At 71.3% G+C, this 23,255-nt stretch carries 26 protein-coding genes; 14 read left to right on the forward strand and 12 right to left on the reverse strand.

Annotated elements, in window-relative coordinates:
* Positions 1–18: 18 nt before the first annotated feature.
* Positions 19–1,290 carry a hemolysin family protein gene (locus tag APR04_RS04915; protein ID WP_253868282.1) on the reverse strand — a complete coding sequence of 424 codons (1,272 nt, stop codon included), beginning with the start codon at positions 1,288–1,290 and terminating at the stop codon, positions 19–21.
* A gap of 195 nt (positions 1,291–1,485) precedes the next feature.
* On the reverse strand, positions 1,486–2,064 hold the full coding sequence (locus APR04_RS04920) for a TetR/AcrR family transcriptional regulator (protein WP_253868283.1): 579 nt from the start codon (positions 2,062–2,064) through the stop codon (positions 1,486–1,488).
* Positions 2,065–2,175: 111 nt separating this feature from the next.
* On the opposite strand from APR04_RS04920, the gene APR04_RS04925 reads away from it, so the two are divergent.
* Positions 2,176–3,045 (forward strand): alpha/beta hydrolase, encoded by an 870-nt coding sequence (locus APR04_RS04925; RefSeq protein ID WP_253868284.1) that lies wholly within the window; start codon positions 2,176–2,178, stop codon positions 3,043–3,045.
* On the opposite strand, the gene APR04_RS30360 is transcribed toward APR04_RS04925, so the two are convergent.
* From APR04_RS30360 to APR04_RS04935, 3 genes are all read right to left on the reverse strand, one after another.
* Positions 3,042–3,173 carry a hypothetical protein gene (locus APR04_RS30360; protein WP_301312093.1) on the reverse strand — a complete coding sequence of 44 codons (132 nt, stop codon included), beginning with the start codon at positions 3,171–3,173 and terminating at the stop codon, positions 3,042–3,044. The genes APR04_RS04925 and APR04_RS30360 overlap by 4 nt on opposite strands.
* Before the next feature lie 125 nt (positions 3,174–3,298).
* Complete coding sequence (locus APR04_RS04930) at positions 3,299–3,712, reverse strand: hypothetical protein (protein ID WP_253868285.1); 414 nt, start codon at positions 3,710–3,712, stop codon at positions 3,299–3,301.
* Positions 3,713–3,849: 137 nt separating this feature from the next.
* A complete protein-coding gene (locus APR04_RS04935) occupies positions 3,850–4,332 on the reverse strand; it encodes a hypothetical protein (protein ID WP_253868286.1) in 483 nt (160 codons plus the stop codon).
* 270 nt (positions 4,333–4,602) lie between these two features.
* Here APR04_RS04935 and APR04_RS04940 point away from each other — a divergent pair, with 270 nt between their 5' ends.
* The 3 genes from APR04_RS04940 (at position 4,603) to APR04_RS04950 (ending at position 7,773) form a co-directional block, all read left to right on the forward strand.
* Positions 4,603–5,352, forward strand: coding sequence for a ZIP family metal transporter (locus tag APR04_RS04940; protein ID WP_253868287.1), 750 nt, complete (start codon positions 4,603–4,605; stop codon positions 5,350–5,352).
* 204 nt (positions 5,353–5,556) lie between these two features.
* A complete protein-coding gene (locus APR04_RS04945) occupies positions 5,557–6,468 on the forward strand; it encodes an alpha/beta hydrolase (protein WP_253868288.1) in 912 nt (303 codons plus the stop codon).
* Positions 6,469–6,936: 468 nt separating this feature from the next.
* Entirely contained in the window at positions 6,937–7,773 is an 837-nt protein-coding gene (locus APR04_RS04950; protein ID WP_253868289.1) for a hypothetical protein, read from the forward strand.
* 22 nt (positions 7,774–7,795) lie between these two features.
* On the opposite strand, the gene APR04_RS04955 is transcribed toward APR04_RS04950, so the two are convergent.
* A complete protein-coding gene (locus APR04_RS04955) occupies positions 7,796–8,026 on the reverse strand; it encodes a hypothetical protein (RefSeq protein ID WP_253868290.1) in 231 nt (76 codons plus the stop codon).
* A gap of 82 nt (positions 8,027–8,108) precedes the next feature.
* On the opposite strand from APR04_RS04955, the gene APR04_RS04960 reads away from it, so the two are divergent.
* Positions 8,109–8,876: an alpha/beta fold hydrolase gene (locus APR04_RS04960; protein ID WP_253868291.1), complete on the forward strand. Its 768-nt coding sequence runs from the start codon at positions 8,109–8,111 to the stop codon at positions 8,874–8,876.
* A 15-nt stretch (positions 8,877–8,891) separates the two neighbouring features.
* Here APR04_RS04960 and APR04_RS04965 read toward each other — a convergent pair whose 3' ends face one another.
* Positions 8,892–9,416, reverse strand: coding sequence for a DUF1990 domain-containing protein (locus tag APR04_RS04965; protein ID WP_253868292.1), 525 nt, complete (start codon positions 9,414–9,416; stop codon positions 8,892–8,894).
* A gap of 69 nt (positions 9,417–9,485) precedes the next feature.
* On the opposite strand from APR04_RS04965, the gene APR04_RS04970 reads away from it, so the two are divergent.
* Complete coding sequence (locus APR04_RS04970) at positions 9,486–10,385, forward strand: alpha/beta fold hydrolase (protein WP_253868293.1); 900 nt, start codon at positions 9,486–9,488, stop codon at positions 10,383–10,385.
* On the opposite strand, the gene APR04_RS04975 is transcribed toward APR04_RS04970, so the two are convergent.
* Positions 10,354–11,601 (reverse strand): cytochrome P450 family protein, encoded by a 1,248-nt coding sequence (locus APR04_RS04975; RefSeq protein WP_253868294.1) that lies wholly within the window; start codon positions 11,599–11,601, stop codon positions 10,354–10,356. The genes APR04_RS04970 and APR04_RS04975 overlap by 32 nt on opposite strands.
* Positions 11,602–11,809: 208 nt before the next feature.
* Between APR04_RS04975 and APR04_RS04980 the strand changes: the two genes are divergently transcribed.
* Positions 11,810–12,823 (forward strand): hypothetical protein, encoded by a 1,014-nt coding sequence (locus APR04_RS04980; protein WP_253868295.1) that lies wholly within the window; start codon positions 11,810–11,812, stop codon positions 12,821–12,823.
* Positions 12,824–13,015: 192 nt separating this feature from the next.
* Here the strand turns inward: APR04_RS04980 and APR04_RS04985 are convergent, their stop codons facing one another.
* Both APR04_RS04985 and APR04_RS04990 read right to left on the reverse strand, forming a co-directional pair.
* Entirely contained in the window at positions 13,016–13,924 is a 909-nt protein-coding gene (locus APR04_RS04985; protein ID WP_253868296.1) for a hypothetical protein, read from the reverse strand.
* A 73-nt stretch (positions 13,925–13,997) separates the two neighbouring features.
* Positions 13,998–15,035, reverse strand: coding sequence for an N-acetylmuramoyl-L-alanine amidase (locus APR04_RS04990; RefSeq protein WP_253868297.1), 1,038 nt, complete (start codon positions 15,033–15,035; stop codon positions 13,998–14,000).
* A 143-nt stretch (positions 15,036–15,178) separates the two neighbouring features.
* Between APR04_RS04990 and APR04_RS04995 the strand changes: the two genes are divergently transcribed.
* From APR04_RS04995 to APR04_RS05010, 4 genes are all read left to right on the forward strand, one after another.
* A complete protein-coding gene (locus APR04_RS04995; protein WP_253868298.1) occupies positions 15,179–15,529 on the forward strand; it encodes a GntR family transcriptional regulator in 351 nt (116 codons plus the stop codon).
* A 97-nt stretch (positions 15,530–15,626) separates the two neighbouring features.
* Complete coding sequence (locus tag APR04_RS05000) at positions 15,627–17,198, forward strand: alkaline phosphatase D family protein (RefSeq protein ID WP_253868299.1); 1,572 nt, start codon at positions 15,627–15,629, stop codon at positions 17,196–17,198.
* A gap of 171 nt (positions 17,199–17,369) precedes the next feature.
* Entirely contained in the window at positions 17,370–18,164 is a 795-nt protein-coding gene (locus APR04_RS05005) for a DUF899 family protein (protein ID WP_253868300.1), read from the forward strand.
* A gap of 38 nt (positions 18,165–18,202) precedes the next feature.
* The gene (locus APR04_RS05010) at positions 18,203–18,991 is read left to right on the forward strand and encodes a DUF899 family protein (protein WP_253868301.1); all 789 of its coding nucleotides are present in this window, start codon (positions 18,203–18,205) and stop codon (positions 18,989–18,991) included.
* A gap of 96 nt (positions 18,992–19,087) precedes the next feature.
* Here the strand turns inward: APR04_RS05010 and APR04_RS05015 are convergent, their stop codons facing one another.
* A complete protein-coding gene (locus tag APR04_RS05015; protein WP_253868302.1) occupies positions 19,088–19,579 on the reverse strand; it encodes a hypothetical protein in 492 nt (163 codons plus the stop codon).
* Positions 19,580–19,678: 99 nt separating this feature from the next.
* On the opposite strand from APR04_RS05015, the gene APR04_RS05020 reads away from it, so the two are divergent.
* Positions 19,679–20,722, forward strand: a complete 1,044-nt coding sequence (locus APR04_RS05020) for an FUSC family protein (RefSeq protein ID WP_253868303.1) — start codon at positions 19,679–19,681, stop codon at positions 20,720–20,722.
* A 91-nt stretch (positions 20,723–20,813) separates the two neighbouring features.
* On the opposite strand, the gene APR04_RS05025 is transcribed toward APR04_RS05020, so the two are convergent.
* A complete protein-coding gene (locus APR04_RS05025; RefSeq protein WP_253868304.1) occupies positions 20,814–21,698 on the reverse strand; it encodes a sigma-70 family RNA polymerase sigma factor in 885 nt (294 codons plus the stop codon).
* Positions 21,699–21,883: 185 nt separating this feature from the next.
* Between APR04_RS05025 and APR04_RS05030 the strand changes: the two genes are divergently transcribed.
* Both APR04_RS05030 and APR04_RS05035 read left to right on the forward strand, forming a co-directional pair.
* Entirely contained in the window at positions 21,884–22,642 is a 759-nt protein-coding gene (locus APR04_RS05030) for an SDR family oxidoreductase (protein WP_253868305.1), read from the forward strand.
* A gap of 86 nt (positions 22,643–22,728) precedes the next feature.
* The gene (locus APR04_RS05035) at positions 22,729–23,151 is read left to right on the forward strand and encodes a hypothetical protein (RefSeq protein ID WP_253868306.1); all 423 of its coding nucleotides are present in this window, start codon (positions 22,729–22,731) and stop codon (positions 23,149–23,151) included.
* Positions 23,152–23,255 lie beyond the last annotated feature (104 nt).

The following is a 23,255-nucleotide window of genomic DNA, read 5'->3' on the forward strand; positions in this document are numbered from 1 at the left end:
CAGGTTGGCCGGCGGGCTTCAGCTTCGCCGGACCACCTCCAGCCGGGTCAGACGCCTACCCCGGACTGCGGTAACGACCAGGTCCAGCCCACCGACATCGACGGTGTCGCCGACCTCGGCGACCCGGCCCAGGCGGCTGACGACGTAGCCCGCCACGGTCTCGTACGGACCGTCGGCCAGCTCGACCCCGGCCTGCTCGGCGAACTCCTCGATGGTGATGCCGGCCTCCACGCACGTGGTGCCGTCGGCCGACGCGGGTTGCGCGACCTCAAGCGTGTCGTGCTCGTCGCGGATGTCGCCGACCATCTCCTCCACGAGGTCCTCGAGCGTGACGATCCCGTAGGTCCCTCCGTACTCGTCGACCACCACGGCCAGGTGACGTCGCTCCCGCCGCATCTGTGACAGCGCGGGGATCAGGTGCGTGGTGGTCGGCAGGTAGAGCATGGTGCGCGTCAGCTCGCGCACCGGCGTCGTGCCCGAGACGCCGAACAGGTCCCGGACATGCAGGACGCCGATCACGTCGTCGAAGTCTGCGCCGGTGACCGGGTAGCGCGAGTACGGGCTGGCCTGGACGATCTCGAGCACCTCGGACACCGGCAGGTCGCCGGCGACGAAGGTCACCTCGCCACGGGGGCGCATCACCTCGCTGACCGACCGGTCGGCGGCATCGAAGACATCGCGCAGGATGCGACGCTCCTCCTCGGGCAGCCCTTCGTGGGCCACCACGACGTCCCGCAGCTCCTCCTCGCTCATCTCCTCGGAGGTGGCCCGCGGGTCTCCGCCGAGCAGGCGCACCACCGCGTTGGTGGACACGGACAGCAGCCACACCACCGGGCGCATCAGGCTCGCGAACCGGTCCAGCGAGGGCCCGACGGCCAGCGCGACGCTCTGGGAGCGCTGGAGCGCGAACCGCTTGGGGACCAGCTCGCCGAGCACGAGCGAGAGGTAGGCGATGACCAGGGTCAGCACGATCAGCGAGATGGTCTGTGCGACGTCGTCGGGCATCCCGAGGCCCATGAGGACGGGTGCGAAGTCCGGGGCCAGCGTCGAGGCACCGTAGGCGGCAGAGAAGAATCCCGCGACCGTCACGCCGATCTGGACGGCGGCGAGGAACCGGTTCGGGTCCCGGGCGACCGCGGCAACCCGCCCGCCACGCCCGCCCTTGGCCTCCAGGCGACTGATCTGGCTCCCGCGTAGCGAGACCAGGGCGAGCTCCGTGCCGGCGAAGACGCCGCCGATCAGGATGAACAGCAGCACGAGCGCGATGTTGACCCACGTGTCCTGGTCCATCAGACGCCCACCTCCCGCATCCGGCTCGGGCGGTGGGCGCAGGGACTGTGCGTGTCATCCATGGCGACGAGTACATGGGCCGAGGACTCGTGTGTCAAGCCGGGTCCAGGCCGGCCGAAGTTTGCCTGCCGAACTCAAGCCCGCTACGCCCGCCGCCGATCTTCGCCGCCAAGAGCTGCCCGCGGGCATCGTGGTTCACGACGAGCGACTTTCACCGGTGAATGCCCCCAGCGAGGTGATGAAGCGCTCGGCTGCGGCGCCGATCTCGGCGGTAGGGGTCAGCAGTCTTTGCAGCAGGAGTCCTCGCAGGCACGAGGTGGCGATGATGCTCTGCTGTTCTGCCTGCGCCGGCGTGGCGCCGTCGCGAAGGGCGGCCGCTTCAAGGATGTGCGCCAGGTCGTCTAGGTCCGCGACGAACTCGTGGAACACATCGTGTTCGTAGACGGCGAGCCCGACCAGATGGAAGAAGGCACGGATTCGATCCTCGTGCGCGGGGTCCGAGTAAAAGTTCCAGATGGCCCTGCACAGGGCTTCGAACCCGAGCTCGTCGCCGGCCGCGGCGATGACGAGGTTGTCTCGGCGGCGAGCCTCTGAGAGCACGGCACGCAGCAGACCTGGCCGCGAACCGAAGTGATAGGTCAGCAGCGTGTGGTGCACGCCGAGCCGCTCTGCGACCTGGCGCATCGAGAGGTTCGCGCCCGGGCCGTTCTCGCCGAACTCATCGAACAACGCCTGCAGCAGGCGTTCCCGCCCTTCTCCGATCGGCGACCTCACGGCACTCCCTCCTGGCGAACTCACCACTGTCGAGTACAGTACCGCACGTCGAACTCACCACTGTTGAGGACGGTGCGTCGCGGACGGTCGCACCATGAAAGGAGAAGCTCGATGAGCGAGATGTTGCACGGCTGCTTGCCGGACACGGAGTACTTCGAGATCACCGCACGGTCGGGGCACCGCTACGGCGTCTGGGTGACCACACCTCCTGGCTATGCGGACTCCGCATCTCCATTGCCGCTGATCTACGTGGTGGACGGCAACTGGACCGTTGGTCTCACTGCGCCTCTGATCGTCACGCAGGCGGACCCGTTCTTGACGATCAGCCCCTACATCCAGGTCAGCATCGGCTACGCCGGCGAGGAGGCTGCGGCCTGGGAGCACCTTCGCAACCGCGACCTGGTCCCACCGGGGGAACCTGTCAGCGAGGAGATGGTGGCCACCGTCGAGTGGGCGCGCGACACGGGGGTGATGACCCAGGAGCAGATGGAGGCCTACCTCGCGGAGCTGTCGGACGCACGCGCGGATGTCTTTCTCGACTTTCTCACCGCCGAGCTCCACCCCCAGCTGCAGTCGAAGCTGCGTGTCAGCGAGTCCGGGCACGGCCTCTTCGGCTACTCCTACGGGGGTCTTTTCGCCCTCTACGCCTGGCTGCGCGAGGCTGCACCGTTCGCGACCTTTGGTGCAGGCAGCCCCGGTGTGGCGAGTACGGACAGCCAGATCTTCGACCTGGTCGAAGCCCTGCCCGAGCCCGGCGAGGACTCTGCCGCTCCACGCCTGCACATCACGATGAACGAAGCCGAGCTGCTCGGAGACATCCCGATCTATCGAGGACTGGCGCGCAACGTCCTCGCGGTCATGGAACCGCTGCATGCCAAGGGCCGGTCGCAGCACGTATCGAGCACGATGTTGCACGAGACGCACGTCACCGGGCTACAGGCATCGTTCCTCAGCTATCTGAAGTCATGCCACGCGCGCTAGGAGGTTGCGGGGGTGGGTGGCATCGACGAACCACAGTACGTCGTGTCGTCCGGGTAGCCGGCCGCCCACCACTGCACGCGGACGTAGATCGTGTCACCGTCGTTCGCGCCGTCGTAGATGTACAGCACCTCGTCCCACGGGTGGAACTCGACCTGAGCGACGGAGGTCCCGTTGTTCTTGACGACCAGCTTTGCTGTCCCGGCTTCAGTTCCGGTGTCCTTGGTCTTAGGGCTGTCCGGCGATACGTGTCACGCTACTCGACCAGTTCCAACTCGAGCTGGAAGTCTCGCCACAATTCCTCAACTAAACACTTTCGCGCGAACTTCACAACACCGCGCGACCACCACAGTTCCGCAGGAATCCTAGGAAATGCATCAGGAATCAGAAGTACGCGGAACGCTGAGTCAACCTTTTCCACTTCCCTGCCGAGCAGCACAAGGTCAGGGAATCTTTGCAGTTCAGTAGAACCCAGCGCGCGCGAGAGCGAATCCCTCGATGTCAGATCATTGAAGTAGTCCTCAGCATCACTAGGATAACCATCCTCGCAATCAGCAACGAACGTCGCCCAACGGGCGAGGAGTGTCTCAGGTTGGAAGTCGCGCCACCTTCCAGATTCCCTGACAAAACTCGAGAACGCGTCGCGGAATCCTTCGTCCCATTGATTCACTTTGCAGTCTCCCTCATGAAGTACGCAAGAGGGTCGTCGGGGCGGAAATAGCTGGTAATGATATCTCCGTCCCCATCCCAATGTCATAGACCAAGCACATGCTTATCGAAGTGCTTGCCTGCCCCCCGGGTGAGGTCCTACTCCAAGATCCGTCTCGAGTGTTCCTCGTCCAGAACTGCCAGGACAGCTCGTGCAACCTGCCAGGCATTGAATGGGTCCCGCTCAACCGCGACCCGCAGCAAGGACCAATACCCCTTCATCGCCTCGGCACGGCACTGCTCACGTAGATCGCCATTTCCTAAGGCAATCTCGGAACGGTCAGCGTACCCCGTCACGATCCGCCCGAGGACGTCAAGTGAAGTCGCGAGATTCGCGGCCGGAATCGACCCTTCAGCGACTGCAGCGACGATCGTTGCAACCGCCACGGGTGCGCACTGGAAGAGATCGCCCTGCGCCTCCAACTCGTTCTCCAGCCGCTCGTACGCTCCGTCATCTGCGTCACCCTCAGCGAACAGGAGCATCCGAAGGTCCTCACCAACGCGGCTGGCGTTGCCGCCACCAGCGCGAAGGTCGCCCCATGACACCAGGTGCAACTGCTTCTCTGCAAGCAACAAGCTCACCTTCCCATGCTCCACCAGCCAGTCCCGGTGTTCCTGGTGGGAACAACGACGGCGGCAACTGTGGCTGGCATACACGCGAACAGACCGGAATGGTCAGCCACGTCTCCCCGGCGGCACCCTTCGGCCGGCGTCAACCCTTGAGCGACTCTTCGTCGTGCCCGACGCTGGCGGCCGCCAGCACGTGAGCCAGGCGCTCGGAATCTCCTGCTCATATGTGCGTGACGTGTTCCGATAGCGTGGTCGTGTCTGTCGCCTGAGAGGAGCGAGCCAGTGCCGATATGGCTGGAGGCTATCGGCTGGGGACTGTTTGGCGGCCTGGCCCTGGTTCTCGGCGCGCTGATCGCGTGGTTCGTCCGTGTTCCGCGGTCCGTGGTAGCTACTGTCATGGCCTTCGGCGCGGGCGTCCTGATCGCCGCCCTCGCGTTCGAGCTCGTGGACGAGGCAGAGCGGTCCGGCGGGCTCGCGCCGACGGTCGCCGGGTTCCTTGCTGGTGCGTCCGTGTACGTCCTGGCCAACACCGCGTTGGCGCGGCGAGGCGCCCGCCACCGCAAGCGCTCGGGCGACCAGCAGCCTTCCGAGCAGCAGACGCCCGGCAGTGGCGGTGCGATCGCGATCGGCGCACTGCTCGACGGGATACCGGAGTCGGTCGTCCTAGGACTGTCCTTGCTGGACGGCGGTGGCGTAGGAGTGGGCATCCTGGCCGCGGTGTTTATATCGAACGTCCCCGAAGGCCTGTCCAGTGCCGCAGGGATGAAGCGGGCCGGCCGCAGCGCGGCGTATGTGTTCGGCGTCTGGGGTGGCATCGCAGTCGCGAGCGCGCTCGCCAGCCTGCTTGGTGCGCTGGCGCTCCAGAGCGCTCCCGACGCCGCGGTCGCGGTGATCACGGCGGTCGCGGCCGGCGCAATCCTGGCGATGCTGGCAGACACCATGATCCCCGAGGCATTCGAGCGCACCCACGCGCTGACCGGCTTGATCACCGCGCTCGGCTTCTTGACGGCGTTCACCATCGAACGGATCTGATCACGCCACCGTTCTTCGGCGGGACGCCCGTCATGACAGTTGGGAAGCAGTGCGTGCCCCGAAGCTTCACACGTCCGCGAGAGCGTACCGCGCGGCTGCCACACCACCTCGACCGGCGCCATCGCTGACGACACGGAGGAAGCGCCGGTACGCGCCGAGCAGCGCATCCACCCAGCCCAAGACGCGGTTCGATACCGTGAGTCAATGAAGCTCGGCCTATCCCAGCTGATCGATCCTCGCCTACTTCCACTGGTCGACTCGACCCGCGCGTTCTACGAGAAACGGGGCGTGGGCCGGGGACCGAGCAGCCGGGACGAACTTCAGTTGATCCGCGACGCGGCGAAACCTCCCGCCCCATCGAGCCCTCCTGCGGTCGTCGAGGTGGTCGGCCACGACGATCGCGCGGTGCCGGTGCGGACGTACTTTCCGACGTCGGCCACCCCGAGGGGTGTGTTCCTGGATCTCCATGGCGGTGGGTTCTACCTGGGAGCTTCGGCAGGAAGCGATATCCGCAACCGAGAGCTGGCCGACATCCTCGGTATCGTCGTCGTCAGCGTCGACTACAGGCTCGCGCCAGAGAAACCGTGGCCTGCGGCACCCGACGACTGCGAGACCGCAGCACTATGGCTAGCAGAACACGCGGCCGACCGATTCGGAACAGATCGGCTCACCATCGGCGGGTTCTCCGCAGGCGCCACCCTCGCGATGACCACCCTCATCCGCCTCCGCGATCACGGTGTAGCAGCGTACGACGCCGCCGTGCTGCAGTTCGGGACTTACGACCTCAGCGGGCAGACACCCAGCGGGCGCCTGATCGCAGACGAGTACTTCATCGAGGCTTACGCAGGCCAGGCGACGGAGCGCACCCACCCAGACTTCTCCCCCATCTACGCCGATCTGGGGAACCTGCCACCGGCGTTGATCGTCATCGGCGAAGGGGACATCCTCTTGCGCGACAATCTCGCCATGACCGCGCAGCTGTCCGCAGCCGGCGTCGACGTCGACCTGCGCGTCTACCCTGCCGCACCCCACGGTTTCACGGGGCACGCGACGCCCATGGCCAGAGCTGCACTCGACGACATACACACCTGGCTCGACAGCCGACTCAGCCAGTAGAGCGCGACGCGTCGTCGCGAAGACCCCCGCCCACCGCGACGTCGAGCAACGCGCCCTTGTGTCCTGACCCAGGACCGGGCGGATCTGCTTGTCCAGCATCCGCCGGTACCTGTCCCGGGTCGAAGTCTGCAGCGACTTGTTCAGCAGGGGACGCTCGGCCCAGTCGCGCAGCGTGATCGCCTGCAGGAACCGTGCGCGCCAGGGCATCGCGCACCTTCGGCCGCGTCCACCCGCCCCGGTCGATCACCCACCAGGTGTCGACCGCGCCCACCGGACGCCGGCGGCCCCGACTCACCTATCGATCCCGCACTCCCACCCGGTCCCGTTGGGCGAAGTCTGGATTTCAGGTGGCCCCTGAAGGCCATTCCTGTCCGCCACCGTCCCAACGCGGTGAAGTTCCCCCACAGGTAAAACGCCACTCCAGCCCAGGTAGTCGACGTACAAGGGGCAGAGCAGTACGTTTCCACCATGAGCAGTGACAGCGACGCGCCTCCGACCGAGGGCGGCGAGAAGACCGAGCGGATGGACCGCCTCCGGGCTCTGTTGACCAAGCCCATCAAGATTCCCGAGTCTGCGTCGAGTGACAACGAGGACGCCGACTACGCCGCACCCGTGGCAGCCGCCGCGGCACCCAAGGGGGCCAAGACGCCGATGACACCCCAGGGAACGACGCCCAAGGGAGCCAAGGCCCCCGTCGAGACCCCGCCGGCGGTCAAAGCGGCGGCCGAAGCACTCGACCGCCTCAGCGACGAGGAGAAGGAGGCGGCCGTCGACGGCGCCGGGCAGGCGGGCAGGCCCAGCCGGTCACGGCGCACGTGGGCCGACGCCTACCTCGCCAAGCCGGACAAGCCCCTGACCCCGGAAGAGGTGCGCACCGAGCTCACCGTCACCCTCAAGGAACAGGGCACCGAGCTGCGCGAGCTCGTCGCCAAGCAGGCCACCGCACAGGAGAAGGCGCAGGAGCAGGCGCTCACGCAGGCCATCGAGCAGGCGCGGGAGCAAGCCTCCGCCGAGCTCGCCACCTCGGCCGAGCAGACCGCCGTCGCCGCGCGCCAGGAGGCGGAGCGCCTGCAGGGGCAGATCGACGAGCTCACCTCGACCAGCGGCACGCTGCGCACCGACCTCGACGCGGCCCGCGCTGTCGCGGTGGCGGCCCAGGCTGCCGCCGACTCCGCCACGACGGCGGCGACCGCGGCCCGCGAGGCCGCCGACGCCGCCGCCAGGAAGGCGGCGACCGCCACCACGCTCGCCTGGGTCGGCATCGCGCTGGCCCTGGTGGCCGCGGTGGTCGCCGTGGTCGTGTAGCCCGACACGTCGCCCGACGGGCTCAGCGCGGATCGTCGAGGTCGGCACCGGCGCGCAGCACGAAGCGCCGGTGCCTCGGCCTCCCGTGGCGATGACCTCCGTAGTACGTGGGCGACTCCCCGACCGGCGCGTAGGTCACCCGCGGGCCGGTGAACAGCTCGTCGAGCAGCGTCGCCAACGCAGCGTCAACCGGCGACCCCAGCGCCTGCGCACCGGACCGGCCGGACTCCTGACCTTCCGTCGATTCGTACATGTGTTCGACTATACCCGTCGCCCGCACTGGAGTCCACCGAATGCGCTGGCCACTGCTCCGTCGCCCCCGTTACCGTCGGCGGATGATTCTCAGCCACGACACGACGGGTGACACGACAGGCTCGGGCCCCGCCGTCCTGCTCCTGCACGCCGGCGTAGCCGACTCCCGGATGTGGGCCGCGCAGCGGGCGCCCCTTGCCCGGTCACACCGCGTGATCCGGTGCGACCTGCGCGGCTACGGCGACACGCCGTTGACCAGCGAGCCGTTCGACAACGCGGGTGATGTGAAGGCGCTGCTCAGCTCTCTGGGCGAGCGGCCGGTCGCGATCGTCGGGGCGTCGTCGGGTGGGAACGTTGCGCTACAGGTCGCCTCCGAGTGGCCGGAGCTCGTGTCCCACCTCGTCCTGCTGAACTCCGCCTTCGCCCTGCCTGCGACGCGCTCGCTGCAGCGGTTCGCCCGACGGGAGGACGCACTGCTCGAGGCGGGCGACATCGACGGCGCGACCGAGCTCAACGTCGCCACGTGGCTCGGGCCCGACGCCGACGACGACGCCCGCGAGCTGCTGCGCACCATGCAGCGTCACGCGTTCCGGGTCCAGCTCGGCGCCGGGGAGGACATCCACCAGGACGCCGGTCCCGGCATAGACCTGGAAGCCGTCACCGCCCACACCCTGATCGTCTCCGGCGGCCAGGACCTCGACCACTTCCGCGCGGTCGCGAACCACCTCGCCGGGCACGTCCCGGGCGCCAAGCACACCCAGCTCGGCTGGGCCGGCCACCTGCCGAACCTCGAACGCCCCGACGAGATCACGACGCTCGTCACGGACTTCCTGGCCGAGTTCCGCCGCTAGGTCGGCGGCCGGAGCTCAGCCGCCTGCGCTGTTCAGGTAGCCGCGCGTGACCCGGTCCTGGACCCGGTGGGCGATCCGCGGCAGGATCCGGGAGCCCCAGAAGTCGTGCCTGGCCACGGCGTGGATCTCGAAGACCACCCGGTCGCCGTCGCGCACCACCCGGAACGACTCCACGCCCGTCTCCGGGTGGTGGGGCAGCGTGGCGTAGGTGAACCCGGCCACGTCGGGCTCGCGGACGGCGTCGACCACCCGGCACGGTGCGGCGAACCAGAGCGGTCCCGCACGGACCGCCTGCACCACTGTCACGCCCGTCGCGGCGAGCCCGGTCGACTCGATGATCAGCCCGGCGCCCCGGTGGATGCGCCAGCCGAACAGGGCGTCTGCGGTCGCGGGGACCGACGCGTCCGGGCCGAGCACCACCCGCTCCCGCAGCACGCGGGCCCGCGCGGGCGGCGCGTCCAGCCAGCCGGGGTCGGCCGTCGGGCGCTCGGCGACCGAACGCTCAAGGATGCGCGCGAGGTCGGGCCGGGTCAGCTGCACCGCCGCAGCCTACCGGCCGGGACCCCGGCACGGCCGATGAGTTCGCGGCGCCTGCCGGGTCGGACCACCATGACCGAGACCCTGCTCGATGTATCGGGCGCACAGCTGTGTGCCGAGACCTTCGGCGACCCGGCCGACCCGGCGATCCTCCTGATCGGCGGGATCGCGAGCGCCATGGACTGGTGGCACGACGACTTCTGCCGGGCGCTGGCCGACGGCGACGCCCCCGGAGGACCGGGACGCTTCGTCGTCCGCTACGACCACCGCGACACCGGGCGGTCCCGGACGGACCCGCCCGGGGCGCCGTCGTACACCGGGGACGACCTGGCGCGGGACCCGGTCCGGCTGCTCGACGCGCTGAGGCTGGGGCGCGCGCACCTCGTCGGGGTGTCGATGGGCGGCGGGATCGCGCAGCAGACGGCGATCGAGCACCCGGGCCGCGTCGCGTCGCTGACGCTGATGTCGACGAGCCCGCTCACGGGCGGCGACCCGCACGCCGACGCGGGCGGTCCGAGCCTGCCCGGCCCTTCCCCGGAGGCCCTGGCACTGTTCGACGACCCGCCGCCGGACCCGGACTGGGGCGACCGGGACGCCGTCGTCCGGCATCTCGTCGAGGGCGAGCGGGCGTTCGCCGGGCCGGGCTACGACGCGGCGGCCACGCTGGAGACGGCCCTCCGCGTCGCGGAGCGGTCCATCGACCCGGCCGCGGCGGCCAACCACTTCCTGGTCGAGAGCGGTCCGCTGCGCGGCACGCTCGCCGACGTCGCCGCGCCCACGCTGGTGCTGCACGGCGAGGACGACCCGCTGTTCCCGCCGGAGCACGGCGCGGCACTGGCCGCGGCCGTCCGGGGCGCGCGGCTGGTGCTGCTGTCCGGGGTCGGGCACCAGTACCCGCCTCGTATCGCGTGGGGCGTGGTGGTGCCGGAGATCCTCGCGCTCACCGCGCCGGGCGGTGCTCCTCGAACCTGACGGGGAGCGTCTGCGGCACCGACGACCACAGCGTCCCCGTAGCGCGCAGGGACTCCGGCGGGACGGTCAGCGCGACACCGCCGAGGCGGCGCAGCGCGGCGCCGACCGCTACCTGCGCCATCACGGTGGCCGGGCGCCGCGCGGGGCAGGCGTGCGGCCCGGCACCCCACGTGAGATAGGAGAGGTGGCCGGACTCGAGCCAGATGTCGTCGTCGGAGGCGCGTGACTCCGCGCTCGCGCCCAGGATGCCTGGTACCACGGCGTCGCCCGCCAATATCTTGCGGCCGCCGAGCGTCGTGTCCGCCAGGGCGAAGCGCGGTCCGGTGTTGGTCGCGGGAGGCGCCGAGCCGAGCGCGGCCTCCAGCGTGTCCGACGCCGACAGCCGCCCACCGGAGCGCCCGTCGAACCGGGGGTCGGTGAGCCGCAGGCGCAACGCCTGCGTGATCCACGCGACCTCGAACTCGCTGCCCAGGATGAGGGTCGCCGAGACGGCGCTCTGCGCGTCCAGGTCGGTGGGCCGGCTGGGGTGGCTCAGGATCGCTGAGGTCAGGTCGTCCGACGGCGCGGCGCGGCGGCTGGCGATCAGGTCGGCGATGAGGCTCCGCTGGGCGTTGAGCGCCTCGCCGCCGGCCGCGCCCTTTGCCTGGAACACGCGCTGGGCGTGGCTCAGCATGGCACGCGCCTGCTCGGGTTCGAGCCCGAACATCGTGGACATCACCAGGAGCGGCACGGCACGGGCGTAGTCGCCCACGAGGTCCGCCTGGCCCTGTGCCAGCACCCGGTCCAGCGCGATCCCGCACCACTTCTCGACGATCGTGGCGAGCCGGTGCTCGTCGACGCTCTCGAACGCGTCGTCGATGAGGCGGCGCAGGTGCCGGTGCCGTAGGCCGTCCACGTAGTAGATGCCGTCGCGCGGGGCCAGGACTCCACCGACGCCGCTGTCCGGACGGACCGTGCCGTCAGTGATCAGGCTCCAGTTGCGGGAGTCCCGCGCGAACAGGCTCTCGTTGCGCAGCACGGTGACCAGCTCACGGTGCCCCAGCACCAGCCAGGCCGGTACACCGGGTTCCAGGAGCACGGGCGCGACGTTTCCCCACCGGGCACGCAGCCGTTCGTAGACGCGCGCGGGATCGGCGCTGGTGGTGGTCTCGATGAGCGGAGTCAGGTCGTCCAGGTCGACCAGGCGTTCCGACTGGGTGGTCGTCGTGGCTGTCATGGCTTCCCGAGGTTCTGGGCGCGACCAGGTCGCACGCGCGTTGTTTAGGCGGAATGTACCCCATGTCCCATGCGCGGTAATGAATCCGGATCGCACGAACCGGACAAATCGTTACCCGCCTGCCATCCGGCCGTCGCCCGGCGGCAATGCACCGGGTGAAGTCTTTCCTCGACGATCGCTGCGCCGGACCGACCGGAACGAGGAAAACATGCCCGGACCTGCACGAGCACTGAAGCTGGCAGTAGGCACGACGGCGGCCTCGGTCGCCCTGGGCGTCGCGGCGGCGGGATCCGCCGTCGCGGGCCCGACGGCGACAGCCCCGCGGACTGCGGCGGCGAGCAACGCCGACGTCGCCCAGCGCTGGGCGCCCATCCACTACCAGGACGTGGACCAGACCGGCACCAACGCCCTGGGCGGCCGATCGGACTACATCGCGGCCTACGACTTCGACGGCGACCTCGACGCCCGCAACAACTGGGAGAACACCGGCAACCACGCCCTGGCCGCCACCGCCTACTACTCGGTGCTGGAGACGGGCACCCACTGGTTCGTCACCTACATGTTCTTCCACCCGCGCGACTGGTCGGACTCGATCTTCGACACGGAGCACGAGAACGACGCCGAGGGCGTCATGGTCGCCGTGCAGAAGGACGGCTCGACCTACGGCGTCCTGCGTGGAGCGGTCACCGTGGCGCACAGCGACTTCTTCTCGTACACGCCGTCGGGCAGCACGTGGGGCGCGGGCGCCGAGAACCTCGACGGCGTCCTGCAGCTGGCGACCAGCCCGCACGACGGACTGTCCCACCCTGTCACCGCGCAGGAGGCCAAGGGGCACGGCCTCAAGGCGCGCCCGGGCTACGACATCCGGGGCGACGGGGTCATCTACTACCCGGCGGGCCGCGCCGAGGTGCCAGAGCACCCGGACGATCGAGACGTGTCCTACCGTCTGGTGGACGTCCACGCGTCCGGCGGGCTGTGGGCGCAGCGCGCCAACGCCCAGCTGTTCGCGGGCCACGGCACGTTCGCGGGCGACCGCTCGGGCGGCTGCGGCAGCGGCGGGATCTCGTGCGGCCAGAACTCCGCGAACGCCCCGTGGGGCTGGGACGACGGCGACGACGGCCCCGGCCGGGGCGCCCTCGCGACCGACCCTGCTGGCCTCGCGGCGAACTACTTCCGCATCCCGGAGCCCGTGGACCGCGCGTACGTACACAACCCGTACTGACCTGGGGCGGGCCGGGCCAGGCCAGGTTCTGTGGTCGGCAGGACGTCAGGTGATCGGTAGCCCGGGCTGCCGATCACCTGACGTCCTGCCGACCACCAGCTGTCGACCGCCCAGCCACGCCAGCTCAGCCTCGACCTGAGGTCGAGGGTTGGCAGAGGTTCAAGTTCGAGTTGAGGGTGAGGGTGATCGCCGTCAGGCCAGCCGGGCGCTCGCCACGAGCTCCTGGCCCACGTCCAGCCGTACGTCCGCCAGCCGGACGCCGGCCGGCAGCTTCTCCGCGAGGTCGATGTCCCGGCTCGTCGCGGCCTCGACCCGGCCGCGGATGGTCCCCAGCAGTGCTGCCACCAGCGGGTTGCCGCTCGCGAGCCGCACGTCGCGGACCGCGAGCACCATGTTCGCGTCCACGCTGACCGACGCCGTCGCCTGCACCCGGGCCGACAGGAACATGCCCTTCTTGATCGCGGCGTCGACCCGGAGCGTGGCCGCCCGGGGCCCCTCCGAGACCAGGTCCACGTCCAGCCCCGTCAAGGTGATGCCCTGCTGCTGCAGGACGACGGTCAGCAGCCCTCGGGCCGTCGCGACCAGGCCTGCCTTGTCGACGGCGACGCGGGCGTGGCCGGAGACCGGGTGCTCCTGCGTGGGCTCCACCGGCAGGACGCCGACCCGACCGTCGGAGCTCTCGACCCACTCGAACCGCAGGCCCTCGAGCTCCGCGGTGACGTCGACGGGCAGGTCCACCGCCACGATCCGGTGCGCGTCCAGGCGCAGCCGCCGCAGCGTGCCCGGCTCGCGCCGGACGATCTCGGGGCGCCACCGCTTGTCGGGGTCGGCGGGCCCCGGCACACCGTCGGTACGGACGACGACGCCGGACAGGTCGATGTCCGCCGACGCGACGGAAGCGCCGTCGAGCACCGTGGTGATCGACGCGCGGTCCAGCCCGACGGCCGTGCCGCCGAGCTCCTCCGCGAGCGCGGCCCGGATGCGGGCGGCCAGGTCGGCTCCGTCGGCGGGCCGGGGCGCCGTCCCGAGGGGGATCGGGTCCGGGGTGCGGCGTTCGGCTGACAAGTGGTCGGGTGCGGGGCGCTGGGCGGCGTCGGTCATGGACGCGAGACTAACCCGCCCGGGCACAGGGGGCGGGGCGGGCCCGCCCCCTGCGCCCAGGCTCGCCCTGTGCTCAGACCCGCCCTGCGTTCAGGCGCCCCTGCAGGGCCATGACCGCCTGGGACTCGCGGGAGATCACGCCGTCGACCGGCGTGCCGAGGTACCCCTGGAGGGCACGGATCGTCTGCGGGCCGATCTTGCCGTCGCGCTGCCCGGAGTCCATCCCGATCCGGCGCTGCAGGGCGGCGATCACGAGGGAGCCGTCGGCGTCGGAGACCCATTGCCAGCCGGTCGTCAGCCCGGGGTTCCTGTCCCGCCAGTACGCGCTCTGCGACGAGACGACGCCGTCGACCGGGGTGCCGAGCTCCTGCTGCAGCCTGCCGGTGGTGGCAGAGCCCCAGAACCCGTCCACGACCAGGCCACCGGGCTCCCCCGGGCTCGGCGGGGTGGAGCCCGAGCCGGTGCGGATGTCGTCGATGCGCGCGTACAGGTGCCGGCCGGGGCACGCGGTCTGCGAGACGTCGCGGTGCCCCTGCAACGGCGCGCCCTGCGTCCACCACCGGTCCTTGCCCTCGCGGTAGATGGCGGCGGCCGTCGAGATCTGCGCCGCGGTCGGCGTGCTCGTCTCGTAGTTGCCCGCGAAACAGATGGACCGCGAGGTGCTGTTGCGCCCGCCGGTGTGGGTACCACGGCGGTTCCAGCTCACGCCCTGGTACGCCCGGCCGGACGGGAAGATGATCACGTTGTAGGAGATCCCGGTGCCGAACCGCGACTGGCCGACGCTCTCCAGCGCCCGCATCTGCTCCGCCTCGGCCGCGATGCTCGCGTCCGGGGAGAGCTGGGCCGTGACGGTGTGGTGCACGAAGACCTCGACCGCTGGACCGGTCAGCGTCAGGTCGCCGTCCGGGTACCTGGCGCCCCACGAGCCGCGCGAGGCGATGCTCAGTGCGGCGGTCGGCTCGGGTGCGGCCTGTGGTGCGGCCGGTGGTGTTTCCGTCGGCACGGCGTCGGACGGCGCCTCGCCGCCCCCGTCGCCCGCCGGCTCGTCGTCCGTACCGAGCACCTCCAGCACGATCCCGTCGTCGTCCTTGATCTCGTAGATCTCAGCCACGGTGCCCCCCAAGGTCCAAATATGTCCCACATGTCTACCATCGAGCGGCGAGTGAGGCGACCCCTTGCGGCAACCTGGTGGCCCCCGGACGACGTCGCGCCGCGGCGGCTCGCAGAGCGCGGAGCACTTGTACTGTTGCCGACGTGATCAGCATCGACGCCGACTCCCCCGTCCCGCCGTTCGAGCAGGTACGCACCACGCTCGCGCAGCAGATGGCGGACCGGACGCTCCCCGTCGGGACCCGGCTGCCGACGGTACGAGCGCTGGCCGCGGACCTCGGCATCGCGGTCAACACCGTGGCCCGCGCGTACCGGGAGCTGGAGGCGGCGGGCCTGGTCGAGACCCGCGGCCGGGCCGGCACCTTCGTGAGCGCTGCCGGTGACCAGCGTCTGTCCCTCGCGCAGGACGCTGCCTCCACGTTCGCGGACACGGTGCGCGCGCTCGGCATCGGCCGGACCGAGGCGCTGGAGATCGTCTCGGCGGCGCTGAGGTAGGGCGCTGGGGTAGGGGGGCGGAGCCGGGCATCCCCGCTTCACCCAGGCTTCAGGACGCGGCCACCCGGAGGTCTCCTGACCGGATTACAACGGGCACATGAACCCTGGACCCGAGCTCGACCGGCGCGCTCTGCTCGGCGCCACCGGAATCGTCGCCGCCGGCCTGCTGCTCCCGAGCGCGCCCGCCCTCGCCCCGCCCGCCTTCGCAGCGCCTGCCTTCACCGCGCCTGCCTTCACCAGGGGCGGTCGCCCCGTGCTGACCCATGGTGTGCAGCTCGGTGACCCGCGCGCCGACGGCGCGGTGCTGTGGACCAGGGCCGACCGCCCTGCCCGCATGTTCGTCGAGGTCTCCCGCGACCCCGACTTCCGGCGCGCGAGGCGGGTCCGTGGCCCGCTGCTGACCCCGGTGACGGACGGCACCGGTGAGGTACGGCTGACCGGCCTGCCGGCGGGGCAGGAGCTGCACTATCGAGTGGTCGCGCAGGACCTGGACGGCCGCGCCGACAGCCGCGTCCTGACCGGGCAGTTCCGCACGGCTCCGCGGGACCTGCACGACGTGCGGTTCGTCTGGTCCGGCGACGTCGTGGGCCAGGGCTGGGGCATCAACCCCGACATCGGAGGCATGACCATCTACGCCGCCATGGCCGCCCGCACCCCTGACTTCTTCCTGCACAGCGGCGACACCGTGTACGCGGACGGCCCCCTCCAGGAGTCGGTGACGCTGCCCGACGGCCGGGTCTGGCGCAACGTCGTCACCCCGGAGAAGTCGAAGGTGGCCGAGACGCTCGCCGAGTACCGCGGGCAGTTCGCCTACAACCTGCTCGACGAGAACTTCCGGCGCTTCGCCGCGCGGGTCCCTCAGCTCGTGCAGTGGGACGACCACGAGGTCACGAACAACTGGTACCCGGGCGAGATCCTGAACGACGACCGCTACACCGAGCAGCGCGCCGACGTGCTCGCGGCGCGCGCGTTCCAGGCGTTCCACGAGTGGCAGCCGGTACGCAAGCAGGACGCCGTCGACGGCCGTGTGTACCGCAAGGTGTCGCACGGCCCGCTGCTCGACGTCTTCGTGCTCGACATGCGCAGCTACCGCGACCCGAACTCGACCGGGACCACGCCGGAACGGATCCTCGGCGCCCGCCAGGCACGCTGGCTGGTGGAGGCGCTCGACCGCTCCCGCGCGACCTGGAAGGTCATCGCCTCGGACATGCCGATCGGTGTCCACGTGCCTGACGGCGACAAGATCGAAGGCGTCGCCAACGGCCTGCCGGGCGTGCCCAACGGGCGCGAGGCGGAGCTGGCGTGGGTGCTGCAGGAGATCAGCCGCCGGCGGGTGCGCAACACCGTCTGGCTCACCGCCGACGTCCACTACTCCGCCGCCATCCACTACGCGCCCGAGCGGGCCGCGTTCGAGGGGTTCGACTCGTTCTGGGAGTTCGTCTCCGGGCCGCTGAACGCCGGCGCGTTCGGCCCGAACGCGCTCGACCCGACGTTCGGGCCGCACCAGGCGTTCGTGAGCTCCCCGCCGCGCGCCAACACCTCACCGCTGGAGGGTTTCCAGCACTTCGGCGAGGTCAACATCGACGGCGCCACGGGACAGCTGAGCGTCGACCTGCGTGACCAGGCCGGTCGCTCGCTCTGGACGATCACGCTCGACCCGACACGCTGAGCGGGGCACCGGATCGGGCGCCGGATCGGGCGCCCGGGCAGCCCGCGGACCACCCGGGCGGGGCGGCCCACCGCCCAGGCAGCGACGTGCTGGGCGAGCGGTCGATGACTTTCGGCGCGTCCGGTCGTCGGTACCGGTGTAAGTGTCCGCGATCGAACGAGGGAGCTTTCCATGACCGACACGCACGAGGTCCACCCCGACCGCACCGCGGCGGGTGAGACGGCCGCGGCTCCGCCCGTCGTCGACCGGGAGACCTGGCTGCGCGAGCGCGACGAGCTGCTGGCGCGGGAGAAGGCACACATGCGGGAGGGCGATGCGACCGCCGCCGCCCGGCGTCGGCTGCCGATGACGGAGGTCGACGCACAGCTCACGCTGACCGGCCCGGACGGGCCCACGCCGCTGCTGGAGCTCTTCGAGGGCCGCGACGAGCTGGTGGCCTACAAGCACATGTGGCACCGCGGGGAACCGTTCGAGAACCAGTGCCCGGGCTGCACCTTCGCGTACTTCGCGGTGCACGACCCTGCGTACCTGACGGCGCGCGGGGTCTCGATCGCGGTGTTCGCGCAGGGGCCGTGGGACGAGGTGGAGCCGTTCGTGGAGTTCATGGGCTACCCGGCGCACTGGTACGCGGCGGACGGCATCGAGGATCCCGCCGTGGGCGGAGGCGAGTTCGGCTGGGTGTCCTTCCTGCGCCAGGGGGACCGCGTCTACCTCACGTACGAGACGGCGGGGCGCGGAGCCGAGGTCGCGATGCCTTCGCTCGCGTTGCTCGACATGACAGCGCGCGGGCGTCTGGAGGCATGGCAGGACAGCCCTGAGGGCTGGCCGGAGGGTAGGAGCCCGGGCTGGTTCTGGAAGGCGGACGAGGATGGTGCGGGGAACGGGTGGACCGGTGGCCGGCCCACCGCTCAGTGGGCCCGCCCGGGTGCGACGCCGGTGGTCGCACACGGTGGACACCACCACTGAGCGGGTCTCCGGCCGGCTGATCCAACGAGGAGAACGTCATGACCGCAACGTACGAGAACCCCACCGACCAGGCCGAGACGGCCGCCGTCCCTACCGTCGTCGACCAGGTGGCGTGGCAGACCGCCCGCGACGAGCTGCTGGTGCGCGAGAAGGCGCACACCCGCGAGGGGGACGCGATCGCGGCGGCCCGACGGCGGCTGCCGATGATGGAGGTCGACGGGACGGTCACCGTCGTGGGGCCGGACGGGCCGACCACGCTGCTGGACCTGTTCGAGGGCCGGGAGGAGCTGGTCGTCTACAAGCACATGTGGCACCTGGGCGAGCCGTTCGAGAACCAGTGTGAGGGCTGCACCCTGACGTACTGGGCCGTGCAGGACCCGGCGTACCTGAAGGCACGCGGCGTCTCGTTCGCCGTGTTCGCGAAGGCGCCCTACGCGGACCTCGCGCCGTTCGTCGAGTTCATGGGGTACCCCCAGCACTGGTACTCGGCCCTCGACGCCGGGGAGGACGTCGTGGGTGGCGGCGACTACGGCACCTGGGTGTGCTTCCTGCGCCAGGGCGACCGGGTGTTCCTCACCAACTCGGTCACCGGCCGCGGTGCGGAGGCGACCATGCCCGCGCTCGCGCTGCTCGACATGACGGTGCGCGGCCGCGTGGAGGCCTGGCAGGACTACCCGGAGGGCTGGCCGGAGGGCAAGGCTCCGGGCTGGTTCTGGCGGGCAGGCGAGGACGGCGTCGGGAACAGCTGGACCGGTGGCCGCCCGACCATCCAGTGGACCCGCCCCGGGGTGACGCCGGTGACCGGCGGCGAGCACCACCACCACTGACCCCCGAGGAAGCGCGGCGCTAGCCAGTGATCCGGCTCATCAGGCTCGGCTGGTCCGGGCACATTCAGCAGATAGCGGCGCGCTTCCGCACGGGCGTCAGCGACCCGGGGACAGGCTCGCGCGCACCTCCGGCCGCAGCATCACCCCGACACCCACCAGGACGAACAGGATGTGCAGCGCACGGATCACGGGGAAGGCCGGCGACACGTCGCCCTCGAACGCGGTGGACCAGGAGGCGCCGTCGGCCAGCGCGGTGGCCATCGGGACCACCATCGAGGCCAGGCCCACCATGCCGAGCCCGAGCAGGAGCGCCCACCAGGCCCACCGCCGGCCACGGGCGAGGAACCAGGCGCAGACGAGCGCGGCGGCGAAGATCAGGCCGCGCACCAGGGCCTGCGCCACGACGGCGCCGTCGGTCCCGTCCTGGGCCACTATCGAGGAGACGGCGACGACCGTCTCCGCGACTCCCGCCAGGACCGCGAGCGCGAAGGCGGCGGCCGACAGCGTCCGGAGGGTTGCCCAGCGGGTGCGTACGGGGTGGGTGGCTCCGGGACGCGACCCGGCTGGGCGAAGAGTGGATTCGGTCATGCGTCCATGCTGGCCGGGCGCCGTTCCAGCGGGAATCCGGCTGTCCCCCTTGCGGGGCGTGGGTTCTCCCGACCTGCGCCGTGGGAAGATGGTGAGGTCATGCGCGCCAGATCCCTGCTCCCCCACCTGCGTCGCATGGTGTCGGTGGGGCCGTACGGCGGGGAGCTGCCCGTCGCGCTGCGGGCGGCCGCGTCCGTGGCCGTGCCGATGCTCGTCCTCTGGGCGACCGGCCACCTCGAGTGGTCCCTCTACGCGACGTTCGGTGCTTTCACCAGCCTGTTCGGCCGGACGGTCCCGATCCGCGAGCGCCTGCGCACCCAGGTCCAGGCCGGCGGTGTCCTGACCGCGTCGGTCCTGCTGGGCACGTCGCTCGCGGTGCTGTCGGGTGCCGTGGCGGGCACCTGGTGGGTGGTGGTCCCTGTCGCGGCGGTGTGGGCGACGGCGGTGGCGGTCCTGTCCCACCGGTTGCGGTGGCACCCGCCGGGGCCGCTGTTCCCGGTGTTCGCGCTCGGCGCCTGCTCGTCCGTTCCGGTCACCCTGGACGAGCTGCCGGTCGCCCTGGCCGTCACGGTTGCGGCAGCTCTCCTCGCGCTCGTGCTGACGGTCTGCGGTGCGCGGTTCGAGTACGTCGGCCCGCCGAGCGGGAGCGTGCGGCCGACGCCTGCGGCGCCCGGCCCCGAGTGGACGCTCGCGCACTACGCCGTGCGGTACGGGGCGGGCGTGGCCGGCGCCGGCGCGATCGCCACCGCCGTCGGGCACCCGTACTGGGCGATGGTGGCGGCGGTGGTGCCGATGTCGGCGCCCGACGCGACCGGCCGGCTGACCCGCGCGGCGCAGCGTCTGGCGGGCACCCTGGTCGGCGTCGTCATCGCGTGGGCTCTCCTCGCGGCGGGACCGCCGCCCCTGGTCGTGATCGCGGTGGCGGCGGTGCTCCAGGCCGGCGCCGAGCTGTACGTGGGGCGCAACTACGGGCTGGCCATGCTGTTCATCACGCCGCTGGCCCTGTCGATGACCCATCTCGCTAACCCGGTGCCGGTGAGCGGTCTGGTCAGCGACCGCGCGCTGGACACGCTGGTCGGGGTCGCCGTGGCGGTGGCGATCACGCTGCTCACCCACGAACGCCGCCAGGAGGCCACGGGCTGACGGCACCGGGTCATGTGTCGTCCGGCCGTGTCGCCGCGCACCGACGTCGTGCTCCCGCAGTACCGCACGCGGCTGCAGCTGCTGTGCCGGCTCAGTCCTCGACGGGCAGGACGCCGGAGAGGTCGAGCCCGGCCAGGCGTGCGGGGTCGGAGAGCACGTCGATCTCCGTGATCCGCCCGCCCGCCACGACGAACGCCAGCACGGAGACCGCTCGGCCCTTGACCACGACGAGCGCCCCTGCGGTCCCGTTGACGAGCACCGGTCGGACGAACGGGGCAAGCCCCGAGTACATGGGCGCGTTCCCGGCCACCTCGTGCGCGCCGGAGAGGACGGTCGGCCGGCCGTGCGCGCCCTCCGCCCGCAGCACCACGTCCGGGTGCAGCACGGCGACGAGCCGCTCGAGGTCGCCGTCCCGGGCGGCGGCGAAGAACGCGTCCACCACCGCACGCTGGCGCGGCACGTCGGCGTCGGGTGCCGTCGTGGAGCCCCTGACGCGGCGCCGGGCCCGGCTCGCGAGCTGGCGGGTGGCCTCGGGCGTGCGGTCGATCATCGGCGCGATGTCCGCGAACGGCACGCCGAACGTGTCGTGCAGCACGAAGGCGAGCCGCTCCGCGGGTGCCAGCTGCTCCAGCACCACGAGCAGCGCCAGCCCGACCGAGTCGGCGAGCACGGCCTCGGTCTCGGGGTCGGCGCCGGACTCGGGCGTGACCAGCGGGTCGGGGACCCGGACGTCGAGCGGCACCTCGCCCCGGGTGTTCCGGGACCGCAGCATGTTGAGGCACACGCGCGACACGACGGTCGTCAGCCAGCCCCCGATGTTCTCGACCGCCCCGGTGTCGGCTCGCTCGACCCGTAGCCAGGCGTCCTGGACCGCGTCGTCCGCCTCGCTGACCGAGCCAAGCATCCGGTAGGCGACCGCGTGCAGGTGCGGCCGGTGCTCCTCGAAGCTGTCCCGCCACCACGTCTGCTCGTCCATCACTGTCACGTTCCTCGCTCGCCGCGTGTCATGCCAGTGCAGACCTTACGTCGCTCGTCACGGTCCACGACCCTTGCCCGCGAGCGACGCCCGATGTGACCAGGAGCCCCGTCTCCTGCAGAAGGAGGAGCCATGACCGCAACCATTCTCGTCACCGGCGGACCGGCACGCTCGGCCGGTACGTCGTGCCGCTGCTGCGCTCCGCGGGGCAGGACGTCCGCGTCCTGAGCCGCACGCCGCACGAGTCCCGGCCCGGCGTCGAGCACGTCACCGCCGATCTCAGCACGGGCGCCGGCGTCGGCGCCGCCGTCACCGGGGTGGACACGATCCTCCACCTGGCCGGCAGCAACAAGGGGGACGGGGAGAAGACCCGCACCCTCGTCGAGGCGGCGAGCGCCGCCGGGTCCCCGCACCTGGTGTACATCTCGGTGGTCGGCGCCGACCGGGTCCCCGTGACCAGCGGCGTGGACCGGGCGGCGTTCGGGTACATCGCCGAGAAGCGGGCCGCCGAGCTCGTCGTGGAGCGGTCCGGGCTGCCGTGGACCACGCTGCGCGCCACCCAGTTCCACGACCTGGTGCTGACGCTCGTGCAGGCGCTGTCGAAGCTGCCGGTCGCGCCGTCGTTCAGCGGGTACCGGATCCAGCCGGTCGAGGCCGCCGAGGTGGCGGACCGGCTGGTCGAGCTCGCGCTGGCCGACCCGGCCGGCCTGGTGCCCGACCTGGGCGGCCCGCGGGTCTACGAGGTGCGCGACCTGCTGCGCACGTACCTCGCCGCGGCAGGACGGCGGCGCCCGATCCTGTCGATCCGGCAGCCCGGCGCCGCCGCGCGTGCGCTGCGCGAGGGCGCGGGCACCGCACCAAACCGAGCGGTCGGCCACCGCACCTGGGAGGAGTTCCTGGCCGACAGGGTAGGTGCGCGGGTAGCGCCCGCGAGTGGTCGTTAGCTCGTCAGGTGGTCGGTACCCCGGAATGCCGACCACCTGACGAACTCACGACCACTCCCTCCCGCCTGCCCTGCCAGACTGCCCCGATGCGCGACGATCAGTGGGCCCAGCAGCGGGCCGAGGCGGTCCGGCTGCAGGGCGAGCGGCTGCAGGCCCGCCAGGACGCCGAGCACGCCCGGGCCGAGGCCCTGCTGCGCGAGTTCGTGGCCGCCGCTCGAACCGCGGGGCTCGCGCCCGTGCCGCTGCAGGTCCAGGGGTACGGCGGCCGCGGCACCGCCCGCACGCAGCTCGTGGGCTGGTACCTGCGCGTGGACCGCACCGCCGGCGTCAGCGCCGACGGCGACTTCTACGTGCTCACCGCCCCGATCGGCCTGCTGGACCGGGTGCGCGGGATCCGGCCCGAGCCACGCCGTCCGCCGCTGCTGCTCGGCGCGGGCGGCAAGGACGGCGACACCCTCCCGCTGGTGGACGCCCTGGAGCGCCTGCTGCCGGGCTGGGGCGCCGGCTGATCACCGGCCGCGCCTCCTGCGCCGTGCGGGTCAGGGTATGGCGCGCCGGTCCGGAGGGGTACGAGACTGGTCAGCGTGGGCCAGGTCGACCGCAGCACCGGTAG

Source organism: Promicromonospora umidemergens, assembly GCF_024171995.1.
GTDB classification, from domain to species: Bacteria; Actinomycetota; Actinomycetes; order Actinomycetales; family Cellulomonadaceae; genus Promicromonospora; species Promicromonospora umidemergens.

Bases quoted from the DNA above. Each gene is read 5' to 3' on its own strand.
- APR04_RS04915 (WP_253868282.1), bottom strand. From the start codon at position 1,290: ATGGACCAGGACACGTGGGTCAACATCGCGCTCGTGCTGCTGTTCATC.
- APR04_RS04925 (WP_253868284.1), top strand. From the start codon at position 2,176: ATGAGCGAGATGTTGCACGGCTGCTTGCCGGACACGGAGTACTTCGAG.
- APR04_RS04945 (WP_253868288.1), top strand. From the start codon at position 5,557: ATGAAGCTCGGCCTATCCCAGCTGATCGATCCTCGCCTACTTCCACTG.
- APR04_RS04950 (WP_253868289.1), top strand. From the start codon at position 6,937: ATGAGCAGTGACAGCGACGCGCCTCCGACCGAGGGCGGCGAGAAGACC.
- APR04_RS04955 (WP_253868290.1), bottom strand. From the start codon at position 8,026: ATGTACGAATCGACGGAAGGTCAGGAGTCCGGCCGGTCCGGTGCGCAG.
- APR04_RS04960 (WP_253868291.1), top strand. From the start codon at position 8,109: ATGATTCTCAGCCACGACACGACGGGTGACACGACAGGCTCGGGCCCC.
- APR04_RS04970 (WP_253868293.1), top strand. From the start codon at position 9,486: ATGACCGAGACCCTGCTCGATGTATCGGGCGCACAGCTGTGTGCCGAG.
- APR04_RS04975 (WP_253868294.1), bottom strand. From the start codon at position 11,601: ATGACAGCCACGACGACCACCCAGTCGGAACGCCTGGTCGACCTGGAC.
- APR04_RS04980 (WP_253868295.1), top strand. From the start codon at position 11,810: ATGCCCGGACCTGCACGAGCACTGAAGCTGGCAGTAGGCACGACGGCG.
- APR04_RS04985 (WP_253868296.1), bottom strand. From the start codon at position 13,924: ATGACCGACGCCGCCCAGCGCCCCGCACCCGACCACTTGTCAGCCGAA.
- APR04_RS05000 (WP_253868299.1), top strand. From the start codon at position 15,627: ATGAACCCTGGACCCGAGCTCGACCGGCGCGCTCTGCTCGGCGCCACC.
- APR04_RS05005 (WP_253868300.1), top strand. From the start codon at position 17,370: ATGACCGACACGCACGAGGTCCACCCCGACCGCACCGCGGCGGGTGAG.
- APR04_RS05010 (WP_253868301.1), top strand. From the start codon at position 18,203: ATGACCGCAACGTACGAGAACCCCACCGACCAGGCCGAGACGGCCGCC.
- APR04_RS05015 (WP_253868302.1), bottom strand. From the start codon at position 19,579: ATGACCGAATCCACTCTTCGCCCAGCCGGGTCGCGTCCCGGAGCCACC.
- APR04_RS05020 (WP_253868303.1), top strand. From the start codon at position 19,679: ATGCGCGCCAGATCCCTGCTCCCCCACCTGCGTCGCATGGTGTCGGTG.
- APR04_RS05025 (WP_253868304.1), bottom strand. From the start codon at position 21,698: ATGGACGAGCAGACGTGGTGGCGGGACAGCTTCGAGGAGCACCGGCCG.
- APR04_RS05035 (WP_253868306.1), top strand. From the start codon at position 22,729: ATGCGCGACGATCAGTGGGCCCAGCAGCGGGCCGAGGCGGTCCGGCTG.